Genomic DNA, 14,196 nt, shown 5'->3' on the forward strand with positions numbered 1-14,196 from the left:
AATCGGGCTATCAATCGCATCGACTGATCGCTAGAACGAACGCCCCAAGGCCGTATACCAGTTCGGCCCTGCCAGCAGACGCCCGGCCTGTTCGCGGCATTCGGGGTTTCGAGACACCCGGTATTCATCCCCCAGTCGGCCCACCGCCGTCTGCCGGAGCCGTTCGGGCAGGGCATCCCATGACGACGCGTCATCGTGGACCAGGTCGTAGAACGCTCGAGCCAGCACCCGGCCATCGTCTTCGGTGTTCATTCCATCACCTTCTCGAAGTAGGGAGTCGACACACCCGCGTGTTCGGTTAAACCTGCTGGATAGATCGGCAGGCGGATCAGACATCCGCAGTAACGACTTAGAAAATACTTTGCCAGCTTCGCGGATCGAACGCTGCCACCTTGGTGTACCGCCCGGACCACGACTCGAACTTGAGCGTACCGCGAAAATTCGGGCGCACCGTTCGCTGCTCGTTCAGCAGCCAAAGCTCCAGCGCGTCGATCGGCCGGGAGGTCACTTCCAGATCACCCACGTTGGGCGCCATGTGGGGAAGCGCATAGTCCGCGCGCTTCAGTTCCCCTTGGTAGCGGTAGATCATCGGGCTGCGGAACGCGTCGTGTTCGAGACGATAGTACTGGTTGTACCCGATGACGGTGATCTCGCGACCGCTGAACGTCACGAACGCGAAGTTCGGCGTGCTGGGGCGAATCAAGCGCGGATTCGACAGCAGATGTACCGCTTCTTCGCTACTCAACGCATCTTGCGCCTCACTGCCCGACAAGGGGTAGACGTGAAACCCCTGCAAGTCCCGGTAGGCCTGCTGTAACAACGCTTCCGTCGGCTTGGGGTGCATCCAGCGTATATCGCGAGAGGCGCACCCGCAGAGTACCAGCGCCAACAACAGGTACACTATCCACTGCCTTGATGCAGGTGTGTTCAATTCGGTCGTCCTTGAAGCGTCGTATCGTCCATGTCATTCATGGCGCGTGTAAAACGGAGGGGCCAGGGGAGTGAGCATCATAGCGCTTTCTGACGATGTGAGAGCACTTAGCTTCCCTCAGAATGCCTGCAAGAACGACGGGACTGGCAAGACCGGTAAGAAAACGCTGGGCTGCAGCAACAAGCTGATCAAAAAAGATTCAGGCGCTGGTAAACCCGTGTAATGACCCAGCGGACATCAGCAGGCTGCTGTACGTGGCCTCGATGGTGGTGAAGTCGGTGTGGGTGCTGCTGGTCGCTGGGCTGGTGGTTCAGTTTGGGGTGTTGATGGCGCTGGGGCGGTTGGGACAGCGCCAGTACGCAGGATAAACCCTGCTCCAGGCGTTTGTTGCTCAAACGCCTGAAGCAAAACATCTGGCTGGCATTGAACAGCTTTATGAGTGAAAAGTCATTGCCGATCACTCATAAACGTACAATAATCCGTACAGTACAACATTACGTACAGGAACATCACTATGGATGCTATTAGCTATACCGCCGCCCGAAGCCACTTGGCCAAGACCATGGAGCAGGTCTGCGAGGATCATTCACCTGTCATCATCACGCGTACCAAAGCGCCTTCGGTGGTCATGCTTTCGCTTGAAGATTATGAGGCGCTACAGGAAACCGCTTATCTACTCCGTTCACCCAATAACGCACGCCGTTTGATGGATGCCATGGCCGAGCTAGAACAAGGTAACGGCAAAGAGAAGGAGCTGCTTGAGTGAGGCTCACCTTTGCCGAGAATGCTTGGGAAGACTACTTGTACTGGCAGAAAACCGATAAGAAGATTCTTGGCCGCATCAACAAGCTGATCAAGGAAATTCAACGGCGGCCCTTCGAGGGAGTGGGAAAACCCGAACCGCTCAAGCATGGTTTTGCGGGCTACTGGTCTCGGCGAATCAACGACGAGCATCGGATCGTTTATAAGGTGGCGGATGATGCGCTGCTAATTGCGCAGCTTCGGTATCATTATTGATTCATGGTCAGTAGTCGACCTTCTATTCATTTGGTTTCGGGCTGTGTATAACGACGCGCTCTGCGGCAAATTTGGAGCGCAGCGCAAAATTTGTCCGGCAGCAGCGCCTAGTTATGCCAATGTCCCGCGTATTTCACTTTATGGTTTTCCGAATAGTAACTTTCCAATCCACCAAATTGATTGGCCAAAATTGGATATTAACTGCTCTCCTTGTCGCAAATATGAGCTGCTGTCGTCAATCCCCGCGAGCTTTAACGCATCCCCGATCTTCGAACTGGTAGGATGAGCATCACCTACTCGCATATCGTATGCCCCTGCGATTGGGCCAAATATTTTACGAGCTTTTTCAGGCCCTACTTTTTGAGCCAGCACATCCTCTAGTAGTTTATTTGAACCCAATTTTTCTTTATTTGAATGTGTTGAAAATTTACGAAGCTCGCCCACATCTAATCTGTCAGAAAATACACGAACAAGTTCTTTTGCGAGCCGAAGAAGAGATGCCTGATCCTTGCTGGCAAAACGAGATATGTGCTTCAAAACTTCTGAGCGGTTAATGTCATGTGTGAAGAGCGGCACGCCGAAGGTGTCACGAAATCCGTTTTCAAGCATAGCCATTACCTCAAAGAAAAGATCCTCCACGGCATGCGTAGATGCCGGTTGAGCCTTCACTTGGGATTCCAACAACTCACTTGATACCTTCCCATCTGGAACGACATTATGTGCCGCCCAGATATGCTGCTCCCATGCAGGAAGGCGAGCAATGTCATAAGCGTAGACGGTGATTAAATCTGAAGAGTTTATCCCAAAGTGAATCGAATACCCGGAAGTTGATTTGATTCCGCCAGTTTCTGCTGTATACCACCCGAGCGAAAACCCACGTAGCTCAAGAAGCTCATTAATAATACTGGTACGAAACCAAAGCCATCTTCCAATGTCTTCACTATTTAATTCGGCAGACGGCAAACGAGTACCATCAGTTTCCACTATGAACTGCGGTAGGTTGTTATCTGCGTCCCCTCTCACACGAGTGCTAGTCCCTTGGTGATCTATCCATTCGTCCCGCCAGAACTCCCCCTCAACTCTAACACCTTTATAGCCACCTTTTTGTCCTTGGGAGCTTTCATAATCAGTATTTTCGTTGGTTTCTGGTCCCATCACGGGCGCATCATCTTCTTCATCTACGTCAGTTCGCCAAGTGCGAAACATTGCCCAACTTCCGCCAAAAACGCCGTTGATGTCGCGAACCAGTAGCTCATATCGACCGCCATCTCGCTCTTCTTGATGGCCTTCTATGCCTGCGTAGTCGCTAGTTTCAAGAGAAGATACATTTTCAACTCTTTGACGGTAGTAAGAGAGCCGTAACGCTAAGTTCCTAGCGGCCAAGTAATCAAGTAAGTATTCTCTCTTGATTTCTATGAGGCGCTGCTCACCGTTCTCGTCGAGAATCTCACGAGCGACAACCACAAAATTCTCTTCAGGCCGGACCCAATTATCCTCTTCTTTAATGAGGCGAAGGGCTGCAACAAGATCCGGGTTTAATATCCATTGCCTTCCTCCTACAACTGGTAAAGGTAACTCCAGGACTAAGTGAACGCCTATCGCTTCTTTGTCGTTATATTGATACTCATAAATAGTCGAGTAGAAGCCATCCTCGTATGCATAAGGGGCAATCGTTCTGCTAAGCCCGATGTCCCCCCAGCTTAACTTCTCAGCTATTTCACGGTTTTCTGGTGAGAACGCAACGGACCCACATCCAAAGAACTCGTTGCTATAACCTATGTTTTCAACGTTTCCGTTCTCGTTCTCTGCAGAAGCTCGCAAAGGTACCCAAGTTGACTTAGAAAATTTACGACGGGTCTCCTTCTTTTGAAGAATCCAATCTTGATCCATCGGTGATTAGTCTCCTGAGGCATAACAGTGATTATATACCCGTCTGCAAAACCTCAATGAACGCGCCAGCGCGTTCATTGAGGTTTTGTAGCCGCCTTGATCAAATCTACCTCATTGATTCCATTACTAGCAAAGCAAATTTTGGCTGCCTTTCCAAAATTCGCGTGCTGGCACGATTTGCCATTTCTAATAATACTGTATATAAATACATTTAAATATTAATACAAAGAGATACCCTCATGAAGCTAATGGATAGGGTCCGGGCTACCTTACGGGTGAAACGCTATAGTCTTCGTACTGAGAAGACGTATCGCTACTGGATTCGCTTCTTCATTCGCTTTCATGGAATACGCCACCCTGCCACGATGGCGGGTCAAGAAGTAAGGCAGTTCCTGGAGCACCTTGCCGTTGAACGGCATGTGGCAGCTGCCACCCAAAACTAGGCGCTTAATGCCATCGTATTCTTGTATCGGCATGTACTTGAACAACCACTTGGTGAGATCGGTACTTTTAGCCGAGCCAAACGCCCTCAACGTTTACCGGTGGTGCTTTCCCATCAAGAAGTGATACGTGTTTTCGAGCATCTTGCAGGCTCCATGCATCTCATCGCTTCGCTTATGTATGGCTCCGGTTTACGTGTTTCTGAGGCCTGCCGTCTGCGTGTCAAAGACCTCGACTTTTCACGGCAAGTGATCACCGTCCGTGCTGGCAAAGGTAATAAGGATCGTACTACTCTCTTACCATCGCCTTGTATAGCGTCATTGCAATATCACGTTCACCGGGCAGAGCAGCAACTGGCCAAACGCCTTGAAAGCGGCGCGATACCGGTATCGTTACCCCATGCGCTAGACCGGAAGTACCCCAATGCAGGAACGTCACTTGCGTGGCAGTGGCTTTTTCCTTCATCCAGGCCCTGCTTCGATACCGAGAACCGGGTAGTGCTCCACCATACTCATACTTCTGCCGTGCAAAAAGCCGTGAAAAATGCCATGCGCGCTGCATCTTTAACGCGTCCTGGGTCATGCCATTCCTTGCGTCATAGTTTCGCGACTCAGCTGCTTAGCCAAGGCACCGACATTCGCACGCTGCAAGCATTACTGGGGCATAAAAGCGTCGAAACCACACAGATTTACACGCATGTACTGGGTAATGACTTTGCAGGCGTCAAAAGCCCCCTGGGCTAATAACGCCGCCGGCCTAACACGTATAAGGCTCAGCCGCCCTCTTGCATCTCTTTCCACCGCCGCCTAGACTCGCCAGACAACTGCTTGACGGGGTGCCGGTGAATCCGGCTGAGATGGCGCAGGGCGTGTCCTTCGAGGATGCCAAGCGCTGGTCCCGCTGAACCTGATCCGGCTAATGCGCTCATTCAACGAGCGCGGGTACCGGCGTAGGGATCAAGCGATGGCGCCGGTACGCTCTTTCGAGATCATTCGCCACCCTTCCGCGCCATTTCCTCGATCTTCTCGCCTGCCCTTCGGATCTCGACTCCCGGAGGATGTATGGGCTACCGCTTTACTGACTTGACCACCGCCTGCCAGGACGACTGGCGCGCCTACATCGAGCACGATTTCGTGCGTCAACTGGGCACCGTCGCCCTGGCTGATGACGCCTTTCGCCACTACCTGAAGCAGGATTACCTGTTTCTGATCCACTTCGCCCGTGCCTACGCGCTGGCTGCCTACAAGAGCCCGACCCTGACCGACTTGCGCCAAGCTCATGAGGGCTTGAAAGCCATCGTCGATGTGGAGCTTGGGCTGCATATCGGCTTTTGCCGCGAATGGGGTATCTCGGAAGAAGAGCTGGCAACACTTCCGGAAGCCCGCGCCACGCTCGCCTACACCCGCTACGTGCTGGATACCGGCAGCCGGGGTGACCTGCTGGACCTGCACGTGGCGCTGGCGCCGTGCCTGGTCGGCTACGGCGAGATCGCCAACTGGCTCAACGCCCAGGGCACCACGGTGCGCGGTGGCGACAACCCGTTCGATGCGTGGATCGCCATGTACGAAGGCGAGGAGTTCCAGGCCGCGATGCGCTCGGAGCTCGAGTGGCTCGACCAGCGCCTGGCCGACGTCACCCCGGCGCGCTTCGAAGAACTCACCCGGATATTTCGCGATGCCACCCGCCTGGAGATCGACTTCTGGCAGATGGGCCTGGATTTGACCGACTAGCGCGACCATAACGACAACCTTACGAGAGAGCCTCATCATGAGCCGCACCCAGCACTTTCTGGCCGAAACCGCTACCGTCGACGCCGCCGCCATCGCGCCGCTGCCCGCCTCCACCAAGCGCTATATCGAAGGCTCGCGGCCGGACATTCGCGTGCCGTTTCGCGAAATCACGCTGTCACCGACCACCACCAGCGGCGCTGCCGAAGAGAACCCGCCGCTGCTGGTCTACGACACCTCCGGCCCCTACACCGACCCCGCCGCGCAGATCGACCTGCGCCAAGGGCTTCCGGAACTTCGCCGGGCGTGGATCGAGGAGCGCGGCGATACCGAGTTTCTCGATGGACTGAGCTCGGAGTACGGCCACCGCCGCGCCAATGACCCCACGCTCGCCCAGCTGCGTTTCGATTTGAAGCGCACACCGCGCCGGGCGAAGGCTGGCAAGAACGTGACCCAGCTGCACTACGCGCGCCAGGGTATCGTCACGCCGGAGATGGAGTTCATCGCCATCCGCGAGAACCAGCGCCGCCAGGCGTTGGGTGATGCCGAAGTCGAGCGGATTCTGGGCCACCAGCATCGCGGCCAGAGCTTCGGGGCCAGCATTCCCGAGGAGATCACTCCGGAGTTCGTGCGCGACGAGGTGGCCCGGGGCCGGGCGATTATTCCCAACAATATCAACCACCCGGAAAGCGAACCGATGATCATCGGGCGCAACTTCCTGGTGAAGATCAACGGCAACCTGGGCAACTCGGCGGTGACCTCCTCCATCGAGGAGGAGGTGGACAAGATGACCTGGGGGATTCGCTGGGGGGCGGATACCATCATGGATCTCTCCACCGGGCAGAACATTCACGAAACCCGCGAGTGGATCCTGCGCAACTCGCCGGTGCCCATCGGCACGGTGCCGATCTACCAGGCGCTGGAGAAGGTCAAGGGCGTGGCGGAGAACCTTACCTGGGAAGTGTTTCGCGATACGTTGATCGAGCAGGCGGAACAGGGCGTGGACTACTTCACCATTCACGCGGGCGTGCTTCTGCGCTACGTGCCGCTGACCGCCAACCGCGTCACCGGCATCGTTAGCCGCGGCGGCTCGATCATGGCGAAGTGGTGTCTGTATCACCACCAGGAGAGCTTCCTGTACACCCACTTCGAGGAGATCTGCGAGATCTGCAAGCAGTACGACGTGGCGTTTTCCCTCGGCGATGGCCTGCGCCCGGGCTCGATCGCCGATGCCAACGACGAAGCGCAGATGGCGGAACTCAAGACCTTGGGCGAGCTGACTCACATCGCCTGGAAGCACGATGTGCAGGTGATGATCGAAGGCCCGGGGCATGTGCCCATGCACTTGGTCAAGGAGAACATGGACAAGCAGCTGGAGTACTGCGACGAGGCGCCCTTCTACACGTTAGGGCCGCTGGTGACGGATATCGCCCCCGGTTATGACCACATCACCTCTGGCATCGGGGCGGCGATGATCGGCTGGTTCGGCTGCGCGATGCTCTGCTACGTCACGCCCAAGGAGCACCTGGGCCTGCCCAACAAGGAGGACGTCAAGACCGGCATCATCACCTACAAGATCGCGGCCCACGCGGCGGATCTCGCCAAGGGTCACCCGGCGGCGCAGCGCCGCGACAACGCGCTGTCGAAAGCGCGCTTCGAGTTCCGCTGGGAAGACCAGTTCAACCTGGGGCTGGACCCGGATACCGCGCGCAGCTTCCACGACGAGACCCTGCCGAAGGATTCCGCCAAGGTGGCGCACTTCTGCTCCATGTGCGGGCCGAAGTTCTGCTCGATGAAGATCAGCCAGGAAGTACGCGACACCTACCGCGATGCGGCGGTGCATGATGATGCCGAGCGCGGCATGCAGGCGCAGGCCGAGAAGTTTCGTCAGGAAGGCAGCGCCCTTTACCAGAAGGTGTAGGCCTGCGCGGACAGAAATCATGGCGTCGCCAACGCTTCTGCTAGAGCCTTGCAACTAAAATAGATATTCTTTGGTGATCGTTACCCAAAGGGACTTCGTGATGAACAGAAAAACCTTTTTAGCGGCATCGGTAGCGCTGGTCAGCGCCGGGCTCTTGAGCGGCTGCGGAAGCAGCGACGAGACGCCCGAAAGCCTTTCGATGCTGGACTATATCCCGGCGGACTCCCCTTACTTCATGGCTGCGCGGGAAACGCTGCCGGAACAGGAAGTGTTCGACTTCTACCAGCGCTCGATGATCTTCGACGGCACCTTAGGTGAAGAGCTCGACACGGTGCGTGAGATGCGCGAGGCCTCGGATTCCGACGAAGAGCGTGCGTTGCTGTCGCTGGTAATCGCCATGGGCGAGGAGCTCGAAGGTGTCGAGACCCTCGACGACCTGCACGCCAAAGGCCTTAGCATCTCGCCGAAAACCGCCCTCTATGGCCTGGGCATGCTGCCGGTACTGCGCTTCGAGCTCGAGGACGGCGTGGCGTTTCGCGAGACCCTCGAGCGGGTGCTGGCGCGTGCCGAGCTGGAGCCGCAGGTGGCCACCACCGACGGCACCGACTACTGGGTGCTGAACCCGCAGGGCGATCTCGCGGTGATCCTGAGCATCGTCGACGAGCAGGCCGTACTGGCGCTGGTACCGCGCGCGCCGAGTGACGAGCTTATGGCGCTGGTGCTGGGCAAGACGCTTCCCGAGAACAGCCTGGAGGATTCCGGCGAGCTCGCCGAGATCGAGAGCCGCCACGGGTTCACGCCGTATGGCACAGGGCAGATCCATACCGCCCGCGTGCTCGACGAGCTCGGCTCGCCCAGCCACGCGGGAACGCGTGCGCTGATGGAGGCCGTCGACAAAAAGCCTTTGGATCTTGCTACCTGCCAGGCAGATATCGACCGCATCACGGCGCGTCTGCCGGGCGTGGCCATGGGCGCGCGCGCCTATGATCTGCAAGGCCGCTCGGAATTCAACGTCATTCTGGAAACCGACGACGAGATCATCAATGACCTGCGCCGGCTCGTCACGCCAGTACCCGGGCTTGGCGAGCACAACGGCCTGGCAAGCATGGGCGTGGGCCTGAGTCTTCCGGCGCTGCTGGAGACCGTTCAGCTCTACGCGCGCCAGATGCGTGACAACCCCTTCGGCTGCGACGAGCTGCAGGCGCTCAACACTACCTGGGACGACGCCAATGCGATGCTGAGCAATCCCGTCGCCATGATGATCGCGCCGTCGCTTTCGGGTATCAACCTGCGCCTGGACCGTCTCTACGTCGAACGCGGCATGCCTACCGCCACCGGGCTTATGACGCTGGCCTCCCCCAATCCGATGACGCTCGTGCAGACCGCCGGCTCCTTCCTGCCGGAACTCGCCGAACTGAAGCTGGTGCCCGGCGGCGAAGCCAAGCGAGTCGAAAGCTTCCTGCTGCCGCCGGAAACGCCGGACGTCTACGCGGCGATGTCGGACTCGGCCCTGGCGGTGGGCGTGGGCCTCGACAATCCATCGAGCCTGAAGGAAGGACTTGCGGCGAGCGAGCAGAGCGAGGACCTGCTGGCCCACGTTTTTCTTTCCGGGGATATCTACCACGCCTTTGCCGATATCGCCCCGGTGGTGCCGGACGATCAACTTTCCGACACGGATATCGAGACGTTTCGCCGCTATGGCGACCTCTACGAGCTGATGGAGTATTGGCTCAAGATCGACGATGCGGGACTCGAAATCGGCTTTTCAGTGGAAATGGCCGAGGAGTGATCGGTTCACCGCTCATGGCAGACCCATGGGCGGAACTAAAAACAGGGGCCCAAGGGCCCCTGTTTCCTGAGTGAATGCGAGTTATTTCTTCAGGCCTTCCTTAAGCTCGCCCTTGCCTTTCTGGACGTCGCCCTTGGCCTGCTGCGCCTTGCCTTTCGCTTCGGTCTTTTCGCTTCCGGTCGCTTTACCTACGGCTTCCTTCACCTTGCCGGCGGCTTTGTTGGCAGTACCTTTGGCTTTATCTTCTTTTGAACCTGACATGGCTTGTTACCTCTAATCCGTTAGTAGGAACCACGCTGACTGCAAGCAAAACGTCATGTCCGTTTACAGTGCAGCTAATCCTTAGAGTAGACGTTGGCGAAAAAGTTGCCTCACTTTCTTTGCAACACTCTTCACGACACTCTTTACGGTAATTTTTACGACAGTCGCGTGGCTTCGAAATGATCGAGCACACGGTGCAGACACTGAATCACCATCAGTGTCAGCGCGAGCGCCACGACCATCGACGAGAAGCGATAGAGCGCGCTGTAGACGATATCCTGGGTGGGGCCGAGCGACTGGCCAAAGAGGATCCCGAGGGTGGTCATGCCACCGAACCCGACCCCGGAGCCGCCAGCTTCCAGCACATGCTCACGGCTGAACAGCATCAAGCCCAGCCAGTAGATCACGATGGCCAACAGGAAGTGATTGCTCTGAGTATAGAGCAGCAGCTGCATCGCCAACGCCAGGTTGCAGCCCAGGAGCGTGCCGACGATGCGCTTGACCGCAGAAGCTTGGGCACCGGCATAGCTCAAGGCGAACAGCACCAGAACCGTCGCCATCTGGGCGGAGAGCGAGTCGCGCAGATCGAAGGTCTGGAACACCACGAAGGAGAGCGTGGCGGTGACGCCGCCCAGAATCGTCTCGTGGCGAACCTGCGCGGCGCTCTTCTCGGCGCGCGGCGGCGGCTGACGCGGCGCCACGTCGGGAAATAGCGTGTACATGAGCATGGCGATCAGCACCGCCAGTACGCTCGCCAATAGGTTCGCGGCGAGAAGTTCACTCAGGTCCACTCCCGGGTAGCTTGCGAAGTGCAAGAGAATGCTCAGCGTCACCACGCCGTTGGCGGCGTAGAGAAACAACGGCCCCTTCGCCATCAGGTTGAAGCGAAACAGGAAAATTGCCAGCACCACCAGCGTCATCACCACCGGCATGTGCTGCAGAAAGCCGATGATCAGGCTCACCTCGACCACGTTGAAGGCAGCATTGCCCAGAAACTGGCGGATGATGCCGGCATTGAGCAGCGGCACCATGCCGAGCAAAAACATCGGGAAGACGGTGAAGAAGACCCCGTAGTTCCAGCCCATCAGCTTGCTGATGACGAAGCCAAGTGTGGCGCCGCCGGCCACCCGCAGACACTGGCGCAAACCGTTCTCGTCGAGCAGCGACTTAGGTGCTGACGCATCACCGGTACGCCGCTGCTTGAACAAGCCCATGCCCCAAGAGCGCCGGTCAGTAGACTCAGTAGACTCAGTAGACTCAGTAGACTCAGTAGACTCAGTAGACATAGTGCAGCCAGCTGATCAGGTGAACCTGCAGCCAGGCGAAGGGGTGCGCCAGTGGATGTTCGCCGGGCAGCAGTTGCACGCTCGCCCGGGCGCCACTCGGCGGCATCACGACCAGCGGTTCGTCCAGGGCGACGTGCAGGCGCAGGCGCTGGGCATCGCGCACCCAACGATCAGAAGTGGGAATGTCCGCCAGCTGGCCGTCGGCACCGATCTGCCCTTCGCGCACCCCGGCGTCCAGCGCCGTGACGCGGCCTTCGAAGATATGCCCGGGCAGCGCGTCGAGAATCACCTTGGCCTCGTCGCCCAGGCGCACGTGGCGCAGGCTCTTCTCGCGAAAGTCCGCGACGATGTCCAGGGTATCGGACACCAGCGCCAGCACTGGCTGGCCCGCCTGCACGTAGTCGCCGGGCTGCAGTTGCAGGTTGGTCACCTGACCTGCCTCAAAAGCGCGAACCTCGGTCCGCGCCAGGTCGAGCCGGGCTTTTTCCAGGGCGTTGCGCGCCTGACGAAGGCGCAGGTTGGCATCGCCCTCCTCGCCCAGCTGCACCTCGAGACTGGTGATCTGCGCCTCGGCGGCGCGCACGTCGGCCTCGGCGGTGTTCGCCGCCGCCACCTGCTGTTCGTACTGCTGGCGGGAAATACTCTGTCGACCGATCAGGGACTCTGCGCGCTGGCGCTCGCCGCTGCGCTCCCGAGCGGTGGCCTGTGACGCCGCCAAGGCGGCGCGGGCGGCGGCGAGTTCGGCATTCAGACGGGCATTCTCCTGCTCGGCCTGCTCCACCTTGAGCTCGGCGTCCGCTACGGCGATCTCGAACGGGTCGGCCTTGAGACGAAACAGCACGTCCCCTTTGGCTACCTGCTGGTGATCGCGCACCACCACTTCGCTCACCGGCGCGCTCACTTCCGGCGCGATGCGCGTGACCGGACGCAGGATGCGTGCCTCCGGCGTGATCGGCATGAAGCTGTCGGCCACCAAAAAATAGACGAACAAGAGAGCAAAGGCGGCCAGGGCCACCCTTACCCAACGGGTAAAGCGCTGATCGGGGGTCATACGGGGTACTCGTTCAAAACCCGGCAGGGCCGGCTTCATCAGGGTTAATACGTTAGTCTAACAAACAATTAGCAAGCTAACAATAAAGCACCCCATTACCTCTAACTCGATAGCCTCTAACTCCATAGCCCCTATACAAAAAAGCCCCTATGCAAGAAAGCCCCTAGATGAGAAAGCCTTTACACGAAAAAAGCCCCGCACTAGGCGGGGCTTTAAATAGACGACTGCTCGCGTCTCAGAAGCGGTAGCGCAGGCCAACGCTTGCGGCGTCGAAGTCGTAGGCGGATTTGTCGAGATAGCGCATGTAATCGGCGCCCACGGCGACGTTGGGTGCGATGTCTACCTCGGCGCCAGCACCGTAGGAGAAGCCGCTTTCACGGTCGATGTCGAAATCGACCTCGGTCATGCCCGCCAGGCCGTAGAGGCGAACGTTGGGGGCGATCGGCGCGATACCCTTGGCATAGACGCCGGCCAGGTAGTCAAGCTTGGCACCGCCGTCGGAGCCGCCGGTACCCAGGTGGCCTTCCAGCGCGAAGTAGTCGTTGAACTGGGCGCCGCCGCGAAGGCGCAGGCCCGTGCTGTCGCGCGAGGAGCCGCGGTCCGGGTCCAGATTCCAGAACATGGCATCGCCGCCGATGTAGCCTTCCGGATAGCCAAAGGATTGCTGCGCTTGAGCGGATGCCGCGAAAGCACCCGAGCCGAGCAACAGGGCAGCGGAGGTGAGTGACAAGACGGTCATCTTCATAGGGGTAACCTCAGTTAAAAAACAGTGTTTCCTTACGCCGACCAAGTGTGGCTCAAGACGCTCGAAAACGCAAATCCTCAGCGCACCCGGGAAAGGCCGAGTATCACGATCCCCCCGACCACGACCGCCCCACCCAACAGTTGAACCGGCTCGAGCATCTGCCCCAGCACGAAATAACCGAACACCAGCGAGGCCACCGGCTCGATGTTCATGACCGGGGCGTTGCGCGCCATGTCGAGTCGCGGCACGAAGATGAACAGCGTCGAGAACCCGGCGCCGTACAATAGCGCCAGAAGCCCGAGCCCCGTCCAGCCCGCCGCGTTCTCGGGCAGGTCCATGCCGCCGGGCACCGCGCCCAGCACCGCTCCCGCTATCATGGCGAAGAACACCGTCTGCATGGTGAGCAGGCTGCGAAGCGTGCTGCCCACGCCAGCCAAGCGGTGCTCGGTGATCCACAGCGCGCTTGCGAACACGAAGGCAGCCATCAACCCGAAACCGATCCCGGTGAGCCACTCCGGGCCCATGGCCTCGGGCTGGGAGAGCCAGGCGGGAATGTCGAGCACGACCAGAAGCCCCACCAGGATGGTACCCATTACCAGGCACTGGCGAAGCGTCGGTCGCGGCCCGCCCAGCGCCCAGCTCAAGAGCGCCAGCTGGATGGGAAAGGTATTGACCAGCAGCAGCGCGATGACCACGGGAAGTCGCGCCACCGCCGAGTAGAGGCTCAGGCTCTGAACGGTGATCAATAGCCCCACCGCTAGTTGCCAGGGCCAGGTGCCGCGAGGCAGCCACAGACGCTTGCGCTGCAGGGCCACCAGCATGAGCAGGATCACGCACGCAACGCCGGAACGGGTCAGAATGGCCAACAAAAGCCCCGTGCCGTTGTCGAAGGCCAGACGCGCCGAAACGTGGTTGGCCGCGAACATGCTGCCCACGGTCAGCAGCAGGGCGATTGCCAGCGGGCGGGGCAGCGCGGAAGGGGCAGATGTGGACATGCGTTGGATCGGCTCGCGTTGAGTTTACAAGAGGTCATGAACGGTCATTTTACACGGTTGATCCACGCACTTGAGCGCTGATCGACGAACGATCGAAATGATATACTAATGTCTAATGCGCTGACGCCAGAGAGGCGGATTT

At 58.5% G+C, this 14,196-nt stretch carries 15 protein-coding genes and 1 riboswitch; of the genes, 7 read left to right on the forward strand and 8 right to left on the reverse strand.

Features of this window, described 5'->3' with window-relative positions; genetic code table 11:
• Positions 1–30: 30 nt before the first annotated feature.
• Both GEV37_RS01260 and GEV37_RS01265 read right to left on the reverse strand, forming a co-directional pair.
• The gene (locus tag GEV37_RS01260) at positions 31–252 is read right to left on the reverse strand and encodes a hypothetical protein (protein ID WP_227388354.1); all 222 of its coding nucleotides are present in this window, start codon (positions 250–252) and stop codon (positions 31–33) included.
• A gap of 97 nt (positions 253–349) precedes the next feature.
• The gene (locus tag GEV37_RS01265; RefSeq protein ID WP_227388355.1) at positions 350–901 is read right to left on the reverse strand and encodes a hypothetical protein; all 552 of its coding nucleotides are present in this window, start codon (positions 899–901) and stop codon (positions 350–352) included.
• 544 nt (positions 902–1,445) lie between these two features.
• Here GEV37_RS01265 and GEV37_RS01270 point away from each other — a divergent pair.
• Positions 1,446–1,697, forward strand: a complete 252-nt coding sequence (locus tag GEV37_RS01270; RefSeq protein WP_227388356.1) for a type II toxin-antitoxin system Phd/YefM family antitoxin — start codon at positions 1,446–1,448, stop codon at positions 1,695–1,697.
• Positions 1,694–1,948 (forward strand): Txe/YoeB family addiction module toxin, encoded by a 255-nt coding sequence (locus GEV37_RS01275; RefSeq protein WP_227388357.1) that lies wholly within the window; start codon positions 1,694–1,696, stop codon positions 1,946–1,948. Before GEV37_RS01270 ends, GEV37_RS01275 begins: the two co-directional genes overlap by 4 nt.
• A 138-nt stretch (positions 1,949–2,086) precedes the next feature.
• On the opposite strand, the gene GEV37_RS01280 is transcribed toward GEV37_RS01275, so the two are convergent.
• Entirely contained in the window at positions 2,087–3,838 is a 1,752-nt protein-coding gene (locus tag GEV37_RS01280; RefSeq protein WP_227388358.1) for a hypothetical protein, read from the reverse strand.
• 248 nt (positions 3,839–4,086) lie between these two features.
• Between GEV37_RS01280 and GEV37_RS01285 the strand changes: the two genes are divergently transcribed.
• From GEV37_RS01285 to GEV37_RS01305, 5 genes are all read left to right on the forward strand, one after another.
• Positions 4,087–4,281, forward strand: a complete 195-nt coding sequence (locus GEV37_RS01285; RefSeq protein WP_227389193.1) for a phage integrase N-terminal SAM-like domain-containing protein — start codon at positions 4,087–4,089, stop codon at positions 4,279–4,281.
• A gap of 21 nt (positions 4,282–4,302) precedes the next feature.
• Entirely contained in the window at positions 4,303–5,022 is a 720-nt protein-coding gene (locus GEV37_RS01290; RefSeq protein WP_264477646.1) for an integron integrase, read from the forward strand.
• 78 nt (positions 5,023–5,100) lie between these two features.
• Positions 5,101–5,252: riboswitch (TPP riboswitch) on the forward strand.
• An 88-nt stretch (positions 5,253–5,340) separates the two neighbouring features.
• Positions 5,341–6,009, forward strand: a complete 669-nt coding sequence (tenA, locus tag GEV37_RS01295) for a thiaminase II (protein WP_227388359.1) — start codon at positions 5,341–5,343, stop codon at positions 6,007–6,009.
• A 37-nt stretch (positions 6,010–6,046) separates the two neighbouring features.
• Positions 6,047–7,927: a phosphomethylpyrimidine synthase ThiC gene (gene thiC, locus GEV37_RS01300; RefSeq protein ID WP_227388360.1), complete on the forward strand. Its 1,881-nt coding sequence runs from the start codon at positions 6,047–6,049 to the stop codon at positions 7,925–7,927.
• Between the two features lie 100 nt (positions 7,928–8,027).
• Positions 8,028–9,716 carry a hypothetical protein gene (locus GEV37_RS01305; RefSeq protein ID WP_227388361.1) on the forward strand — a complete coding sequence of 563 codons (1,689 nt, stop codon included), beginning with the start codon at positions 8,028–8,030 and terminating at the stop codon, positions 9,714–9,716.
• Positions 9,717–9,797: 81 nt separating this feature from the next.
• Here GEV37_RS01305 and GEV37_RS01310 read toward each other — a convergent pair whose 3' ends face one another.
• The 5 genes from GEV37_RS01310 to GEV37_RS01330 all read right to left on the reverse strand — a co-directional run bounded on the left by GEV37_RS01310 (position 9,798) and on the right by GEV37_RS01330 (position 14,054).
• Complete coding sequence (locus tag GEV37_RS01310; RefSeq protein WP_227388362.1) at positions 9,798–9,977, reverse strand: CsbD family protein; 180 nt, start codon at positions 9,975–9,977, stop codon at positions 9,798–9,800.
• A gap of 155 nt (positions 9,978–10,132) precedes the next feature.
• Positions 10,133–11,191, reverse strand: coding sequence for a DUF2955 domain-containing protein (locus GEV37_RS01315; protein WP_227388363.1), 1,059 nt, complete (start codon positions 11,189–11,191; stop codon positions 10,133–10,135).
• A 61-nt stretch (positions 11,192–11,252) separates the two neighbouring features.
• Positions 11,253–12,314 carry an HlyD family secretion protein gene (locus tag GEV37_RS01320; RefSeq protein WP_227388364.1) on the reverse strand — a complete coding sequence of 354 codons (1,062 nt, stop codon included), beginning with the start codon at positions 12,312–12,314 and terminating at the stop codon, positions 11,253–11,255.
• Between the two features lie 235 nt (positions 12,315–12,549).
• A complete protein-coding gene (locus GEV37_RS01325) occupies positions 12,550–13,059 on the reverse strand; it encodes a porin family protein (RefSeq protein WP_227388365.1) in 510 nt (169 codons plus the stop codon).
• 77 nt (positions 13,060–13,136) lie between these two features.
• Entirely contained in the window at positions 13,137–14,054 is a 918-nt protein-coding gene (locus tag GEV37_RS01330; protein ID WP_227388366.1) for an EamA family transporter, read from the reverse strand.
• Between the last annotated feature and the right edge of the window lie 142 nt (positions 14,055–14,196).

It is taken from the genome of Vreelandella malpeensis (assembly GCF_020622355.1).
Taxonomy (GTDB): domain Bacteria; phylum Pseudomonadota; class Gammaproteobacteria; order Pseudomonadales; family Halomonadaceae; genus Vreelandella; species Vreelandella malpeensis.